The following is a 15,852-nucleotide window of genomic DNA, read 5'->3' on the forward strand; positions in this document are numbered from 1 at the left end:
AAAAAATAAAAGGATTTACAAATGAGCAATAATATTTTTGAAAAACTAACACATAATATGACAGAAGCAATTGAAAGTGCGGTATCTTTAGCACTTCATAATAAAAATCAAGAAGTTACACCAATACACTTTTTATGGGCACTTTTAACAAACTCTGAGTCAGTTTTGAATCAGATGTTTAACAAAATGGGTGTTGATAAAGTGGCAATGGAGCTTGACATCAAATCCCAAGCTGAGAAGCTGCCAAAATCTTCATCTGTGACAAAAGAGAATATTAAACTCTCTCACGAATTTGTAAGAACATTACAAAATGGTGAAGGTCTAATGGCTAAAAATGGTGATGCATATTTAGCAGTTGACACATATATCTTAGCGAACTTACAAACAGTGCCATTTTCAGAGATTTTACCGAAGTATGTTGATGTAATGGAACTTGCAAAAGAGCTTGAAGCTGCTCGTGGCGGAGCAAAGATTGATTCCCAAACAGCAGATGAAACGCTTGAAGCGCTCTCAAAATATGGTATTGACCTTACAAAAGAGGCAGCAGAAGGAAAGCTTCCACCAGTAATCGGGCGTGATGAAGAGATTGCTCGTACGATGCAGATTTTAATTCGTAAAACAAAAAACAACCCGATGTTACTTGGTGAACCAGGGGTTGGTAAAACTGCACTCGTTGAAGGTCTTGCACAGAGAATTCATAATGGAGATGTGCCAACATCACTCCAGAACAAACGTCTGGTTGCACTTGATATGTCTGCACTTATTGCGGGTGCAAAGTATCGAGGAGAGTTTGAGGACAGACTCAAAGCAGTAATTGACGAAGTAAAAGAGAATGGGAATATCATTCTTTTTATCGATGAAATTCATACAATCGTAGGGGCTGGAGCAAGTGAGGGTTCAATGGATGCAGCAAACATCCTAAAACCGGCACTTGCCCGTGGTGAGTTGCATACTATTGGAGCAACGACACTCAAAGAGTATAGAAAATACTTTGAAAAAGATGCGGCACTGCAACGTCGTTTCTTACCAATCAGTGTTGATGAGCCGACAGTAAATCAGTCTCTGCAAATCCTTCGTGGAATTAAAGAGAGACTCGAAGCGCACCATAATGTTAACATTACAGACTCTGCGCTTGTTGCAGCTGCAAAACTGTCTGACAGATATATTGCAGACAGATTCCTACCGGATAAAGCGATTGACCTTATCGATGAGGCAGCAGCTGAGCTCAAGATGCAGATAGAGTCTGAGCCAAATGAGCTCAGTGCTGCAAAACGTAAATTATCTGAGCTCATGGTTGAAAAAGAGGCGCTTAAGATGGAGAAAACTCCTTCAAATGAGAAGCGTCTTGAAGAGATAGAAAAAGAACTCGCTGACATTGAAGAGAAAGTAAGAACTTTAGAGTCTCAGTTCCAGACTGAAAAAGAGGTCTTTGAGAAAATCTCTTCAATAAAAGGTGAAGTAGAACAAAAACGTCGTGAAGCAGAGCTTGCAAAAGCGCAGTCTGATTTTAACCGTGCTGCAGAGATTGAGTATGGTGAGATTCCAAAGCTCCTTGAAGAAGAGAAATCACTTAATGAGCAGTGGGCAAGAATGCAAGAGGCTGGAACACTGCTTAAAAACTCAGTGGATGAAGAGTCTATTGCATCTATTGTAAGTCGTTGGACAGGAATTCCTGTAAACAAAATGCTTCAAAGTGAGAAAGATAAAATCTTACATGTTGAAGATGAGTTAAATAAAACTGTTGTAGGTCAAGAGCGAGCTACTCACGCAGTATCACGTGCTATTAAACGTAACAAAGCGGGTCTTAGTGATAAAAACAGACCGATTGGTAGCTTCTTATTCTTAGGACCAACGGGTGTTGGTAAAACACAAACAGCTAAGACACTTGCGAAGTTCCTGTTTGACTCTGAAGATGCAATGATTCGTATTGACATGAGTGAGTATATGGAGAAACATGCAGTATCCCGTTTAGTGGGTGCAGCTCCAGGATATATAGGATATGAAGAGGGTGGACAGCTTACTGAAGCGGTAAGACGTAAACCATATTCTGTAATTTTATTTGATGAGGTGGAAAAAGCGCATCCAGATGTATTTAACATCCTCTTGCAAGTACTGGATGATGGACGCTTGACTGATAATAAAGGTGTGACAGTAGATTTTACGAACACTATTATTATCTTAACGTCTAACATTGCAAGTGATAAGATTATTAACAACCCTCAAGGTGAGGAACTTGACAATATGGTTATGGCTGAATTGAAACAGGCATTTAAACCAGAGTTCTTGAATAGACTTGATGATGTTGTAATCTTTAATGCACTTGGTGCTGAACAAATTAAAGGAATCGTTGAGATATTCTTTAATGATATTAAAAATAAAGTTAAAGAGCGTGATATTGAACTCTCTCTTTCTGAAGAGGCAAAAGCGTATATCGCAGAAGCTGGATTTGATCCTGTTTATGGGGCTCGTCCACTAAAACGTGCACTTTATGAAATCGTGGAGGATCGTTTAGCAGACTTGATCCTTGAGGGCACTGTAAAAGAGGGTTCTAAAGTAGAGTTTACAGTGGAAAATGGAGAGGTAGCAGTTAAAGTCTCTTAAGACTCTAGATACTCTTCTATTTGTAGAGGCTTTCCTAAGTGGAAGCCTTGTCCATAATCTACGCCAATCTCTTTTATCACCTCTAAAATCTCCTCTGAAGAGACAAACTCTGCAATAGTAAGTACATTTAATCGTTTTGCAAGAGAGACAATCGTCTCCACCATAAGTCTTGAGTTATAATCTCTATCAATATTTGAGATAAGAGAAGCATCAATTTTGATGAAATCAACAGGAAGCTTTAAGATATGTGAAAAGTTGGAATACCCTGCTCCAAAATCATCAAGTGCAATTTTGACTCCATAAGAACGAACTTTCATACAAAAATCATATGCCACAGCATAATCCTGAAAATCTTCAGTCTCGAGAAGTTCAACAGTTAAGAGTTCATTGTATGCAAAGAGATTGAGTGTTTGAAAAAAGTTTTGCATTGTTCGTTCATTTTGAATATCAGTAAGTGATAGGTTAAGGGAGCAGTGAATCTTATACTTCTCAATTGTTGCAAGTGTATTTTTAAGAACACTTTTGGTAATCTTGTAATAGATACGATTGGCTTTTGCAACCTCTAAAAAATGCAAGGGAGGAATGAATTTGCCATCTTCATCTTTAAGACGAACCAAAGATTCATATTTGACACCTAAAGAGTCATCTGTAAGAGGAATGATCGGCTGGTAAAAAGAGATGATAGCATCTCTTTCAAATGCTGATTTTAGTTTTTTATGGCACTCGATATCATTTTTGTATTTTTTCTCAAGTGTTTTATCCTCATGGAATATTGCAAATTGAATATTTTTCTTTTTAGCATCTTTAAGCGCCATATCCGCATAGGCAAGCATCTTGTTTTTTCCTGTAAAGGTGATACCACAACTCATCATAAATTGGAAAGTTTTATTTTTATAGGTGAATTTTGTATTTTTATAGTTTTTCAAAATAGTATTTATTATGTCTGTAAATATCTGATTGTTCTGCTGTGTTGCATTGATACAGACAATGACAAATTCATCGCCTCCGATATGATACAGGAGAACCGGCATATCTTGGATCTCTTTTTGAAGAAATTCAGCAGTTAGTTTCAGAGCTGTATTCCCGGCCTCTTCTCCATAGACATCATTAAAGGACTGGAATTTGTCAATGTTAAGCAGAGCCATTCTTGTAAAATTATAGAGGGATGTGTCTTCTCGAAGTTTATTTCTGTTTGAAAGCCCACTAATAGGGTGTGTATATATTTTGTTATGGAGTTCAGCTGTTTTTTTACTGATCTCTTTTTCCAGGTTTTCGTTATAGTGTAAAAGTTCTTTTTGTGCAATACGTAGTTGTTCTTCAGCAGTATGGGCGCGTTTTAATTGTGACTTTAAGTCATAACGGAGTTTATTAAACTTGTAAATAGAGAAAATAATGAGTAAAAAAGCTGTAAAAAATGAGAAAAGAAGAGTTATTGAACTTTTTTCATTGTTTTTTTCCAGGGTGTTTATTTTATTGTATAAAAGAGTATTTGCAAGATTCGTTAGTATTTCTGTGTCATGGGAGAATTTTGTTGTGACATCATTAAAACCGATGATAGCATCATAGATATCTTCCTTATCATTGGCTTTAATAGCTTCAATAACTGAGCGTTCAACTATTTTATAGGCAAAAACTCTTTTCTCAACAGTTTTGAGTAATTTGTTAAATTCTAAAGGAAGATCACTATGTGTTTTTGTAAACTCTTTTAATTGTGTAATACTTTTGTCTATATCTTTAAAGTAGTAAGATATCTTATTGTCAGAAAGTTTCTCTTTTAAGAGCAGATATTGTAATAAAATAGCTTGATTGTTTTTAAGGTCATAATTAAGTTTGTTTGTTATATCTGTCAGTTGTATATGCTCTTTATTTAAATAATCAAGAACTTTGTTATTGTCCTGAATATTCGTATAACTAATACTAAGTGAAAATATCAGCAGTGTAAAACTGATAAAAAGAGCAGTATAGACCTTATGTTGAAATTTCATAATTTTTCCTAAAATCTAGCTTCTAAACTCAGTGATAAGATACTTTGCGTAGCATCTTTTTTGGCAGGTTCACCAAAATGCCATCCACTTCCGGTATAGTTTTCATGAATATAAAGGTAGGAGAGTTTTGCATTAAGATATCTATGGAATTTCCATGTTGTATAGAGTTCACCTACATATCCTCTTACGGCCAGTTTGTTAAAAGTATCTTCAGCTCCCTGTGTGGCACTAAACCAATATTTACTTCCATAGTTGAACTCTGCACCGAAGTTGAAATCTCTGTTGCTGTCATACTTCATTCCTGTAAAGAGTGAGTAACCATTTTTTTGCAGCATTGTACCACTTGCATAATCTGCTTCTGTAAATCCAGTATATCCTCCGGTTGTAAGACCTGTGGACCCATTATATGTAACTATTTTGTAATCATCTTCAGTACTGTTTGGATGTGGATTTGAAAGTGCTGCGTGTAAAAAAAGAGTTGCCGGTGATTGTAAAAACTTTTCTATATCCATGCCGAGTCCAAATGTTGCCATTAGCCCAAGATTGTGTGCATTGGAAGAGTCTATATCCGCTCCAAGATAAGGGTGTGCTTTGAAATTTGCAAGCACATTGACACCATATGAGAGCAGAGCATTTCCAAAAAAATGCAGTTTTGTATCACTATAAAGACCGATAATGTCTGCATTGTCAATGTTTTCTCGGTTACATTGATAGGGGTAAAATTGTGGTCTTAGTGTATATGGTTTGGCTAAAACAAGACGTATGTAGCTCTGCGTGGCAAATTTTTGTGTTGCAATCATTCCGTAGGTATTCATATTAAAAACCAAGGCAGGAAAGAGAGAGTTTCTTTTTTTATTTTGTGCATACTGCATTGGTGTTCCGGCAGTAGTTGGTAAGATACCAAAAGAGAATGTAAACTCCGGTGTGGCTTTATAGTCAATGTATGCACGATCCGTATCAAAAGCACTACCTGCTATTCCTGTTTTAATATCATGGGAGAGAATACATAACCTTTGATTTGATTGAGAAGAGTTCATGTAGAGTAGTCTTCCGTGAAACTTCACATTATCAAAATTCGCACTCATATTTAAACGAAAACGAATAGATGTTGCAATATTGTAGTGTTTGGAGAACTCATCACGTCTTTGTATACCTGTTGGAGCTCCTGTGGAGTCATGAACTTCTGTATTCTCTCCTTCTATTTTACCTGTCGTATAATCAAATTTATCAAAACGTAAAAGAAGCTCAGGTGCAAAGTTTACTTTATCTAAAATGGTTTTTGTCTCAACTGTACTGAGAATTTCACTGTTCTCTAGAGTGTCTTGTGTATTGAGTGTTGTCTGTTCTTTGAGAGTTTTGACTTCTTGTTCAAGTTGTTGAATCCTTTGATAAAGTTCTTCATTGGAAGCGTACAAAAGTAAAGGGAGTGTCAGTAAAAGTGTTTTTTTCATTGTTTATAGTCCTGGTACTATGGGTTGGTCTGAATCGGCTGCATGCTCAATAAGATAAGCTTGTAATTTTGTTCTTGTCTCTTGAGACAAGGTATCAAGCTTATATCTTTTGAGATGACGAGGTGAAGAAAAAACGTGTTTCCATTGAATAGTTGCTTTTTGTCCACCATATAAATTGAACTTTTTTGCAGTTTCTGCAATATCTTCTGCAAAGAGAGAAGTAGATATAACAGTGAGTCCAATTAGAGTAGATAGTAAATAAAAATGCATTTGTGCTCTTTGCTTTTATTATATTATTTAATATTATAGCATATTTAATAGCGTAGGAAGAAAGAAATAGCGTAGGAAGAAAGAAAAACCTTAACCGCTCTTTAAGCAAAGTTGGGATAGACTTCCGGACTTAAATCAGATAAGGATATGTCAAATGAAAAGAACATACCAACCACATAATACACCTAGAAAAAGAACTCACGGTTTCAGAGCTAGAATGGCTACTGCTAATGGTCGTAACGTACTTAACCGTCGTCGTGCTAAAGGTCGTAAAAAATTGTCAGTATAGGCGGATTTGATATAGTAAAGACTCATAAAGAGTTTAGCTATATCTATAACAAAGGAAAAAACCAGCACTCAGGTAGTGTTGTCCTTTTTTACCTTCCTCAAGATGGAATTCACAAAGTAGGTTTTACCGCAACGAAAAAAATAGGTAATGCCGTTAAGCGTAATCGTGCAAAACGCAGGATGCGTGCAATGTTTCGTGAATTTTCAAAATCTCTCAAAGATGGCTCTTATATTTTTGTAGCAAAAGCAGGACTCTTTGAGAGTTCTCATGAAAAACTTCACAATGATTTTAAAAAAATTCTCTCACGTGCTAAAACAATTACTGCTTAAGCTTTTATGGTTATATCAGAAGTTTTTTACACTCATTGGCTTTGGGTCGTGTCGATATTACCCAACTTGTAGTGAATATGCACGATTAAATTTTGAAAATAACTCAATTTCAAGTGCTTTTTACCACTCTTTTATTAGAATACTACGTTGCAATCAACTTTTTGATGGGGGAATAGATTATCCAATCCTAGATAAACTCTGTCATAGACCCGCAAAACTTGATGTTGATTCTATAAAATATTGGTTGGTTCCAAATAAAAAAAACCGTTATTACATTATAAAAAATTTTTCATATAAAGGGTAGTTTGTGTTAGACAAAATGTCACCAAATCAAAGATTGATAGTCGCTGTACTGTTATCTGTTATTTTTTTCGTAGGTTATACTGCAATTTTTCCACCGGCTGAGCCAAATGTGCCAAATGAGACTGCTGCAAAACAAGAAGCAGTACAAGATAATACAAAAGATATTAGTAAAAAAGTTGAAGAAGTTTCCGGTCATGCCATTGCTGCTGAGGAGAAGGCTTCTAGCAGCAGTTCATCAAACATAGTAACTGTTACAAACGAGAAGTTTATTTTAAAAATAGATACTTTAGGTCGTATAGCTTCCAAAGAGCTCTTAGAAGATAAATTTAGAAATGATGAAGACCTACACGCGCAAGTTATTCCAGCACAAGGAACAAAACCATTATATATTCGTTTTTCAGATGATGCAATCAATGATGAAGCGATTCGCACACCATATAGTGCAAGTGTCAGTGAAGTAACGCTTAAAGATGAGCCAGTAACAGTAACACTGACACAAAAGCTTTCTGCCGTTACAGTGACAAAAGTTCTTACTTTTTATGCTGATGGGCATTATGATGTCAAAATTTCACTCTCTAAAGATGTTCGTCACTATGTTTACTTAGGCGATCGTCCACAGGTGTCTAAAAAACTTATGGCCGTTGCGGGAGCACTTATCTATACAGGTGATGATGTGGCGCATATCATTGAAGATGGTGATGCAGAAGGGCGTCAGATTTTTTCTGATGTAAAACTTGCTTCGTCATTTGATCAATATACAGCGATCATCTTTTATGGATTTAAAAAAGATACAAACGTAATTGTTGAGCGTGGACGTAATGATAATCCGATTGTATATTTTGATGCTGCACAAAATGAATCACTGCATGGCTACATCGGGCCAAAAGAGCATAAGATCTTACATGCAATTGACCCTGTCCTTACAAATGCAATAGAGTATGGATGGTTTACTTTCGCTGCAAAACCACTCTTTGCACTTCTTTCATGGCTACACGGTATCTTTGGAAACTGGGGTTGGGCTATCATCGCACTCACTGCTATTATCCGTGCGGTACTTTATCCTTTGACATACAAAGGTATGGTGTCAATGCAGAAGATGAAAGAACTTGCTCCTAAGCTCAAAGAGCTTAAAGAGAAGTATGGAAAAGATCCGCAAAAACTCAATGCTATGACGATGGAGATGTACAAAAAACACGGGGCAAATCCACTTGGTGGTTGTCTGCCGATGTTACTGCAGATTCCTGTTTTCTTCGCGCTTTACCGTACACTTTTAAATGCAGTTGAACTCCAAGGAGCTCCATGGATTTTATGGATCAATGACCTTTCACGTATGGATCCGTACTATGTGCTTCCAATTTTAATGGGTGCATCGATGTTCTTACAACAAAAGATGACACCGAACAACTTTACAGATCCAATGCAAGAGAAAGTATTTAAATACCTTCCTATTATTTTTACATTTTTCTTTGTAACATTCCCGTCAGGATTGGTACTCTACTGGTTTGTGAACAACCTTTTCTCAATCGCACAGCAGTATATTGTAAATCAGCAGTTTAGAAATGCAAAAGATGCAAAGGCTGCTTTAGAGAAGAAAAGCGAGAACTAGTTATGATCAAGATAGAAGCTGTAACACTTGAAGAAGCGTACAAAGATGCAGCGGCTACTCTAAAATGCTCTGTTACAGAGATGGCTGTTGAGGTAGTTCAGGCTCCAAGCAGCGGTTTTTTAGGTCTGTTTAAAAAGCCGGCTATTATTGTTGCAACGATAGATAAATCAAAGGTTGCAACAAAAAAACAAGAGAGTGTAAAAAAAGAGCAAACAACTACAGAAGCAGAGACAGTAGAGCAGACTTTTTTAAATGATACTATTTTGCCTGCATCTTTTGTCAGTGATCAGGATGAAGAGCTGCAAGAAGATTTGGCAAGCGGACTGGATTATACTGCTGATTATGATGATGCATACGATGAAGATTCGTTAACTGCAGAAGAGAAGAACATTGATATTTATGCTGTAGCTAAAGAGGTACAAAAAGAGATTAATGAACTTTTTACGCATATATGTTTTGAGATTGACCCTATTGAAGTGAGTGTCTATGATGAGCAAACGCTACTTATAGAGTTTAAAGGTGAAGATGCAGCACTACTTATCGGAAAAGAGGGGTATAGATATAAAGCACTCTCTTATATGCTTTTTAACTGGATAAATGCAAAGTATGATCTACAGCTACGTTTAGAGATAGCAGAGTTTCTGCAAAATCAAGAAGAGTCAGTAGGTCGTTACTTGGAAGGTGTTTGTGAAAGTATAGACAGAGATGGACGTGCACAGACAAAAATTCTTGATGGAGTACTGGTACAAATCGCACTCAAAGAGCTGCGTGAGCGTTATCCCCAAAAGTATGTCGTTATCCGCTCAACGCGTGACGGACTCAAATATATCCTGGTAAATGATTACCACACAAATTAATTATGAAAAATGATACAATAGTAGCCATTGCCACTGCAAACGGCATTGGCTCTATCGCAATAATCCGATTAAGTGGTGATGATGCACTCTTAATAGCAAAAAAACTCTCCAAAAAAGAAAATTTCAAAAACAGATATGCAACCCTGACAAATATTTATGATAGTGGTGGCACGCTTATTGATGAGTCTATCGTTATCTATTTTCAAGGACCACACTCTTTTACGGCTGAAGATGTTGTAGAGATTCAGTGTCATGGCGGTTACATTGTTGCACAATCTGTTTTAAAAGCCTGTTTGGAAGCAGGGGCGAGACTTGCAAATGCCGGAGAGTTTTCCAAACGTGCCTTTTTTAACGGCCGTATAGACTTGAGTGAGGCAGAAGCCATCGCACAGCTCATAGAGGCAAAGAGTGAAGATGCTGCAAAGATTTTAGCTTCACAGATGAAAGGCTCACTCAAAGAGTTTATAGAAGAGGTACGTGATGAAATCATCCATATCTTGGCATATTCTGAAGTAACTATTGATTATGCAGAAGAGGATTTGCCAGAGGATTTGGTTGAACAAATACGTGCAAAACTTGACGGGCTCTATAAACTGCTTAAAAAGACACTTATCGCTTCAGAATCACGAGCAGGGCTTATGCAAGGATTTCGTGTTGCGATTGTTGGCAAGCCAAATGTTGGTAAAAGTTCGCTTTTAAATGCCCTCTTAAACTATAACCGAGCGATAGTGAGTGATATAGCAGGAACTACCCGTGATACGATAGAAGAACAGGTGAAAATCGGTACACACTTGATTCGAATCGTAGATACTGCAGGAATTCGTGAGGCAGAAGATGCCATAGAGAAGATCGGGATTGAGAGAAGTTTAGAGGCAATTAAGCAGAGCGATATCGTAATAGCTCTTTTTGACGGTTCACGTGAGGCAGATGAAGAGGACAGAGAGATACTTGCACTTCTAAAGGCTCACGCAGAAGATAAAGCCAAGATTATTATTAAAAACAAAGTTGACCTGCCACAGAAATTTACTATGGAAGGTCTGCCTTTTGATATGGAACTTAACTCAAAAGAAGATGTAAGTGGGCTTATAACTGCACTTCAAGAAATAATGGATGCAAATAATCTCAGTGATGAGATTATGCTTATCTCTGAGCGTCAAATTACAGCAGTGAAAGAGACAATGCAAAATATTGAAGAGTCTTACGAGCCATTAGAGATGCAAGAGTTAGAGATCTTCTCTTTTCACTTGAATGAAGCTGTAAAAGCGATGGCAAGTATTACCCGACCTTTTGAGAATGATGAGATGCTGGATAAGATGTTTGGCTCTTTTTGCTTGGGAAAATAGTTTGAAATATATTGCTATTGATTTGGGACTCAAACGTATCGGCTTGGCATACTCTGCGCATAAAGATATAGTTACTCCACTTCCTGCAGTTTTGCGTAAAAACCGTGATCAAGCCTCACGTGAGGTTAAAAAAGTTTTAGAAGAGTGGGAAGCAGATACCGTTGTTGTCGGACTTCCTCTTGGTGGTAGTAGCGAAGATGAGATGCGTCGCAGAATCACACACTTTATGAATCTTGTAGATTTTAGCGGTGAGATAGTTTTTCAGGATGAAGCAGGGAGTTCTAAAGAGGCTGAAAACCTGATGAAAGGGGAGATAAAACAGATTCGTGACGGACGAATTGACTCCCTCTCTGCTATGATAATCTTGCAGCGTTATCTGGCACGCAAATAGACTATTTTCCTAAAATATAAAGGTTATTACTCTTATCTACTGCCTGCGTAAAACGCTCTTTTAGCTCTCTGTCAAATGTTAATATAAAAATATTGGTATTTTTGAGCTTGAGTTTTTGCATCTCTTGCAGCAGCATATCATCTGCTACATCTTTTCCATGCCCGCATTTTATAAAATTAAATGAGTGGAGTGTTTTTCCATAATCATAAAGATTTGCTTCCCACTCTGCACGTTTTAAGTAAAGTGAATCAGGATTTGCTCCAAGGTAGATATGGGAATCTTCTATCTCATAAGGCTCTATAACATCACTGAAAATCGAAGCGATGGAAGAGAAGTTCTCAATATCCCAAAAAAGATAGCTCTGTTTTGCTTTTGAAGGTTTCTTTTTATTGATAAGCTGCAATCTTTTTGTAATATTAAAGCTGCTGTGAGCTGTATCATTAATAAGTAGTATGGAAGCTTTTAATTTTTTGGCATCGTTTGTATTAAAACCTAAAATTTCTCCAAGTTCTATATAAAAATCAAGATGTAATAACTCCTCTTGGGCTGCACCTTTTGTATATTTTTTAAGGCGTGCGAGCTTTGCTTTTGAAAAAAGCAGGTGTACTCCCATCTTTTCATGATTGGCATAAGCCTGCTTGATACGGAAGAATATATCTTTTGCATCTTTTGTATCAGGTATGGCAATGGAGCCTCGATATTTGTACTCTATAGTAATTTTTTGTTTGTGGTGTGCCATCTATATTACTGCAAAAAACTCTGCAGCTTCTTCTTCATCGTCGCTGAGCTTCTCTTTTGCATAGAGTGGGTCCTCTTGCATGATTTTTTTGATCTTCTCCTGACAATAGTTAAAGAGTGTCTCTTTTGCTTCTTTGTCATCTGCTAAAAATCCAAGTCCGCTAAATTGATATGAGGGCTCTTCTTGCTCGATACATAGCAGTGTGCCCTCACATTTCTCTTCTAAAACTTCAACAAGTTCACGGTAAGTGATGTTGAATTCCGTCGCATTCCAGCCAATATCTTCGAGTTCAGTGTTTGAAAATTCACTTACACCGTCTCCAGTCGTGTCATCATAAGAAGCACGAGGGGTATTTATTTTTATAAGTGCCTGCCAGTTTGAAAAAGCCTTAATTAAAACTCTCTCATCATCTTCAACTATTTGATATTTATCTCCAAGTATTTCTGTAAGTGATGGTGCTTTGCTCGGCATGAGAGCATTTGTTTGAGCTGGTGTGTGTTTCCCTTGGTAGATCAGTATCTCTTTGTTTGTGAATGGCGGAGTGACAATCTCTCCTTTAATGTTGATACCAAACTCTTTTTGGGTATTGATAGCACTTAGTAACTCTTTTTTATTGACGATAATTATCTCATTAAACAGGTTAAACTTTTTCATAATTGCCTCTAAATTTTTTTCATATTATACATGTTTGCAGATTAAGCAAAAAGTTTTTTGCTTTGTTATAAGCTATCTCTAATAAAAGTTTTACAATATTTTGAGTATAATGCGACAAATTTTTTAGCTTTTGTGAAGTTGATCTTTATGAAAGCTATATAAAATTGCACTAGTGCAATGAGCTTTCTGCTAAAGAAAACCAAGCGTTAGCGTAAGCAAAGGGATTACTCCCTTTGGTGTGATAAATAGATGAAGGGTTGCCTTCATTTTATGAAATAAAATTAAGGAATATACAATGGCATTAAATGTTTATTATGACAAAGACACTAGTTTAGACCTAATTCAGAGCAAAGTAGTTGCGATGATTGGTTTTGGTTCTCAAGGACACGCTCACGCAGAAAACTTAAGAGACAGTGGTGTAAAAGTTGTTGTTGGTTTAAGAAAAGGTGGTTCATCTTGGAAAAAAGCTGAAGCAAAAGGTTTTGAAGTTTATACTGTAGCTGAAGCAAGTGCTAAAGCTGATGTTGTAATGATTCTTTTACCGGATGAAAATCAAGCAGAAATTTACAAAAATGAAATCGAGCCAAATCTTAAAGAGGGTGCAACTATCGCATTTGGTCATGGTTTTAACATTCATTATGGTCGTATCCAACCACGTAAAGACATCAATGTTACTATGATTGCTCCAAAAGCTCCAGGTCACACAGTACGTTCTGAGTTTGTTCGTGGTGGTGGTATTCCTGATTTAATCGCTGTTGGTCAAAACCCTTCAGGAAATACAAAAGAGTTAGCACTTTCATATGCATCTGCAATCGGTGGTGGACGTACTGCAATTATCGAGACAACATTCAAAGATGAGACTGAAACTGACCTTTTCGGTGAGCAAGCGGTTCTTTGTGGTGGTACAGCAGCACTCGTTCAAGCTGGTTTTGAAACTTTAACAGAAGCTGGTTATGCTCCGGAACTTGCATACTTCGAGTGTCTTCATGAACTTAAACTTATCGTAGACCTAATGTTTGAGGGTGGAATCGCAGATATGAGATACTCAATCTCAAATACTGCTGAATATGGTGACTATGTTTCTGGTAAACGTGTTATCAATGCTGAATCTAAAGCTGCAATGAAAGAGATCTTAAAAGAGATTCAAGATGGTAGATTTGCAAAAGACTTCATCTTAGAAGGTCAAGCAGGTTACCCTCGTATGAACGCTGAGCGTGCAAACGATAAAGAGATGTTAATCACGAAAACTGGTGAGAAACTTCGTGCAATGATGCCGTGGATTTCAGCAAACAAAATCGTTAATCAAGACGAAAACTAAAATTGCGACGCAACTTCTGCGTCGTTACGTTCGTCACGTACTGTAGTACGCTTCCTCTCTAGACTCCTTGAATTTACATCGCTCTTTTAGTTTTCGTAAAGTTCTTTATGCCTAAAATCTAATAGTTTTTAAATTATCTTCTTAAACTCTTTAAAATCCGTTATAATCATCTTATGAAAAAACGAATCTTTATTACTGCAACAAACACAGATATTGGCAAGACCTATACAACAAAACTGCTCTTGCGTGAGTATGCTTCTCGAGGTTTAAAAGTTGGTGTGATTAAACCTGTTGAGACGGGTGTTATTGATGGTGTTTATCCTGATGGGGATGCTCTTTTAGCGCTTGTTCATGAGTTGAATCCTGCGATGAAAGATTTGTCTGTTTGTGATATAGTTCCCATCTCTTACGGGCTTCCTGCTGCACCTTTTATCGCCTCTGGTGGAGAAAAATTTGATACAGAGAAAGTTTTAAAAGCTATAGAAAAACTAGAAACTTACTGTGATGTCTTACTTATTGAGGGTGCTGGTGGGCTTTATGTACCACTTGATGAAGAGTTGATGATTTTGGATTTGATAAAGCTCACGCAGGCTTCAACCTTACTTATAACGCACTGCTCACTTGGTTGTATTAACGATACACTGCTTTCAAAAAAAGCACTTGAAGATGCAGGGATAGCTCACGCTGTTGTTTTTAACCCTAAAGAGAGTGAGGGGAGTTTTGAAGAAGTAAGCGCACCCTATTTTCAAGCAAAAGATTTCTCCATCCTAAAAACATCTTCGGACATTGACACACTCTGCGATGTCTTGTATAATTTGTAAATTAAAAAAAGAGAGTAAGTATGCAGCATTTAATACGAACAGATGATTTTACAAAAGCTGAGATTGAAGCACTTTTGGCTGATGCAAAAAGCTTTAGTGACGGACGATTTGAGAGAATCTTACAAGACAAACTTATTATTACTCTCTTTTTTGAAAACTCTACACGGACTAAAAGCTCTTTTGAGATCGCAGCAAAACGTCTTGGTGCTGAGATAGTCCATCTTGATGTGGCAAAAAGCTCTACAAAAAAGGGTGAAACCTTAGTTGATACTGCAATGAACCTTGATGCTATGGGACCTCATGCAATCATTGTACGTCATCAAAATGCAGGTGTTCCAAAGATACTCTCCAATCATACAAAAGCAGCAATTTTAAATGCCGGTGATGGTGCACATGCCCATCCATCACAGGCACTTCTTGATTTGTATACTTTACAAGAGCATTTTGGAGATGTCAGTGGGAAAAAGATAGCCATTATTGGAGATATCAAAAACTCGCGTGTGGCAAACTCAAATATTGAACTTCTTACTCGTTTTGGAATGGAAGTTATTTTAGTCGCGCCTCCGCACTTCTTACCAAAAACAGACCTGCGTTCTACACATTATCTGCGTGAGATTATCGATGAGGTTGATGCTATTATGAGTCTGCGAACACAGACAGAACGTCATTCATCGCAGAGTTATGCAAGTCTCAAAGATTATGCAAGTGACTTTTGTATTACCGAAGAGTTGATAGGTGATAGAGATATCATCCTCTTACATCCCGGACCGGTCCATAGAAATATTGACATTACCGATGCTATGCTTGAAGATGAACGTTGTAAAGTGCTACAGCAGGTCAGTAACGGTGTTAATATCCGAATGGCAATTCTTAAGAAGTTAATCGTTTAGGCATT

The 15,852-nt window shown here is 37.1% G+C and carries 16 protein-coding genes; 11 read left to right on the forward strand and 5 right to left on the reverse strand.

Going from position 1 to position 15,852, the window contains the following annotated elements; genetic code table 11:
• Positions 1–21 precede the first annotated feature (21 nt).
• Positions 22–2,601: an ATP-dependent Clp protease ATP-binding subunit gene (locus ES948_RS05460; RefSeq protein WP_152183939.1), complete on the forward strand. Its 2,580-nt coding sequence runs from the start codon at positions 22–24 to the stop codon at positions 2,599–2,601.
• On the opposite strand, the gene ES948_RS05465 is transcribed toward ES948_RS05460, so the two are convergent.
• Genes ES948_RS05465 through ES948_RS05475 form a run of 3 tightly spaced genes read right to left on the reverse strand, consistent with a single transcriptional unit; the run spans position 2,598 to position 6,307 of the window.
• Positions 2,598–4,586 carry a bifunctional diguanylate cyclase/phosphodiesterase gene (locus ES948_RS05465; RefSeq protein WP_152183940.1) on the reverse strand — a complete coding sequence of 663 codons (1,989 nt, stop codon included), beginning with the start codon at positions 4,584–4,586 and terminating at the stop codon, positions 2,598–2,600. The genes ES948_RS05460 and ES948_RS05465 overlap by 4 nt on opposite strands.
• An 8-nt stretch (positions 4,587–4,594) precedes the next feature.
• The gene (locus ES948_RS05470) at positions 4,595–6,037 is read right to left on the reverse strand and encodes a DUF3373 family protein (protein WP_152183941.1); all 1,443 of its coding nucleotides are present in this window, start codon (positions 6,035–6,037) and stop codon (positions 4,595–4,597) included.
• 3 nt (positions 6,038–6,040) lie between these two features.
• Complete coding sequence (locus tag ES948_RS05475) at positions 6,041–6,307, reverse strand: hypothetical protein (RefSeq protein ID WP_152183942.1); 267 nt, start codon at positions 6,305–6,307, stop codon at positions 6,041–6,043.
• A gap of 154 nt (positions 6,308–6,461) precedes the next feature.
• Between ES948_RS05475 and rpmH the strand changes: the two genes are divergently transcribed.
• The 7 genes from rpmH to ruvX are packed head-to-tail and all read left to right on the forward strand — an operon-like array spanning position 6,462 to position 11,425.
• Positions 6,462–6,596 carry a 50S ribosomal protein L34 gene (gene rpmH, locus ES948_RS05480; protein WP_152183943.1) on the forward strand — a complete coding sequence of 45 codons (135 nt, stop codon included), beginning with the start codon at positions 6,462–6,464 and terminating at the stop codon, positions 6,594–6,596.
• A 41-nt stretch (positions 6,597–6,637) separates the two neighbouring features.
• The gene (gene rnpA / locus ES948_RS05485; RefSeq protein WP_246153829.1) at positions 6,638–6,925 is read left to right on the forward strand and encodes a ribonuclease P protein component; all 288 of its coding nucleotides are present in this window, start codon (positions 6,638–6,640) and stop codon (positions 6,923–6,925) included.
• Entirely contained in the window at positions 6,879–7,229 is a 351-nt protein-coding gene (yidD, locus tag ES948_RS05490; protein WP_246153825.1) for a membrane protein insertion efficiency factor YidD, read from the forward strand. The genes rnpA and yidD overlap by 47 nt, the downstream gene beginning before the upstream one ends.
• Before the next feature lie 3 nt (positions 7,230–7,232).
• Positions 7,233–8,834, forward strand: coding sequence for a membrane protein insertase YidC (gene yidC, locus ES948_RS05495; RefSeq protein ID WP_152183946.1), 1,602 nt, complete (start codon positions 7,233–7,235; stop codon positions 8,832–8,834).
• Between the two features lie 2 nt (positions 8,835–8,836).
• Positions 8,837–9,691 (forward strand): Jag N-terminal domain-containing protein, encoded by an 855-nt coding sequence (locus ES948_RS05500; RefSeq protein WP_152183947.1) that lies wholly within the window; start codon positions 8,837–8,839, stop codon positions 9,689–9,691.
• Positions 9,691–11,034, forward strand: a complete 1,344-nt coding sequence (gene mnmE, locus ES948_RS05505) for a tRNA uridine-5-carboxymethylaminomethyl(34) synthesis GTPase MnmE (RefSeq protein WP_188109461.1) — start codon at positions 9,691–9,693, stop codon at positions 11,032–11,034. The genes ES948_RS05500 and mnmE overlap by 1 nt, the downstream gene beginning before the upstream one ends.
• Before the next feature lies 1 nt (position 11,035).
• Positions 11,036–11,425 (forward strand): Holliday junction resolvase RuvX, encoded by a 390-nt coding sequence (gene ruvX / locus ES948_RS05510; RefSeq protein ID WP_152183949.1) that lies wholly within the window; start codon positions 11,036–11,038, stop codon positions 11,423–11,425.
• Position 11,426: 1 nt separating this feature from the next.
• Here ruvX and ES948_RS05515 read toward each other — a convergent pair whose 3' ends face one another.
• On the reverse strand, positions 11,427–12,164 hold the full coding sequence (locus tag ES948_RS05515) for a hypothetical protein (protein ID WP_152183950.1): 738 nt from the start codon (positions 12,162–12,164) through the stop codon (positions 11,427–11,429).
• Entirely contained in the window at positions 12,165–12,818 is a 654-nt protein-coding gene (locus tag ES948_RS05520; RefSeq protein WP_152183951.1) for a hypothetical protein, read from the reverse strand. It lies immediately after the preceding gene.
• 295 nt (positions 12,819–13,113) lie between these two features.
• Between ES948_RS05520 and ilvC the strand changes: the two genes are divergently transcribed.
• The 3 genes from ilvC to ES948_RS05535 all read left to right on the forward strand — a co-directional run bounded on the left by ilvC (position 13,114) and on the right by ES948_RS05535 (position 15,847).
• Complete coding sequence (ilvC, locus tag ES948_RS05525) at positions 13,114–14,136, forward strand: ketol-acid reductoisomerase (RefSeq protein WP_152183952.1); 1,023 nt, start codon at positions 13,114–13,116, stop codon at positions 14,134–14,136.
• Between the two features lie 173 nt (positions 14,137–14,309).
• A complete protein-coding gene (bioD, locus tag ES948_RS05530; protein WP_152183953.1) occupies positions 14,310–14,957 on the forward strand; it encodes a dethiobiotin synthase in 648 nt (215 codons plus the stop codon).
• 20 nt (positions 14,958–14,977) lie between these two features.
• Positions 14,978–15,847 (forward strand): aspartate carbamoyltransferase catalytic subunit, encoded by an 870-nt coding sequence (locus ES948_RS05535; protein WP_152183954.1) that lies wholly within the window; start codon positions 14,978–14,980, stop codon positions 15,845–15,847.
• Positions 15,848–15,852 lie beyond the last annotated feature (5 nt).

The sequence above is a fragment of the Sulfurimonas indica genome (assembly GCF_009192995.1).
Lineage (GTDB): Bacteria > Campylobacterota > Campylobacteria > Campylobacterales > Sulfurimonadaceae > Sulfurimonas > Sulfurimonas indica.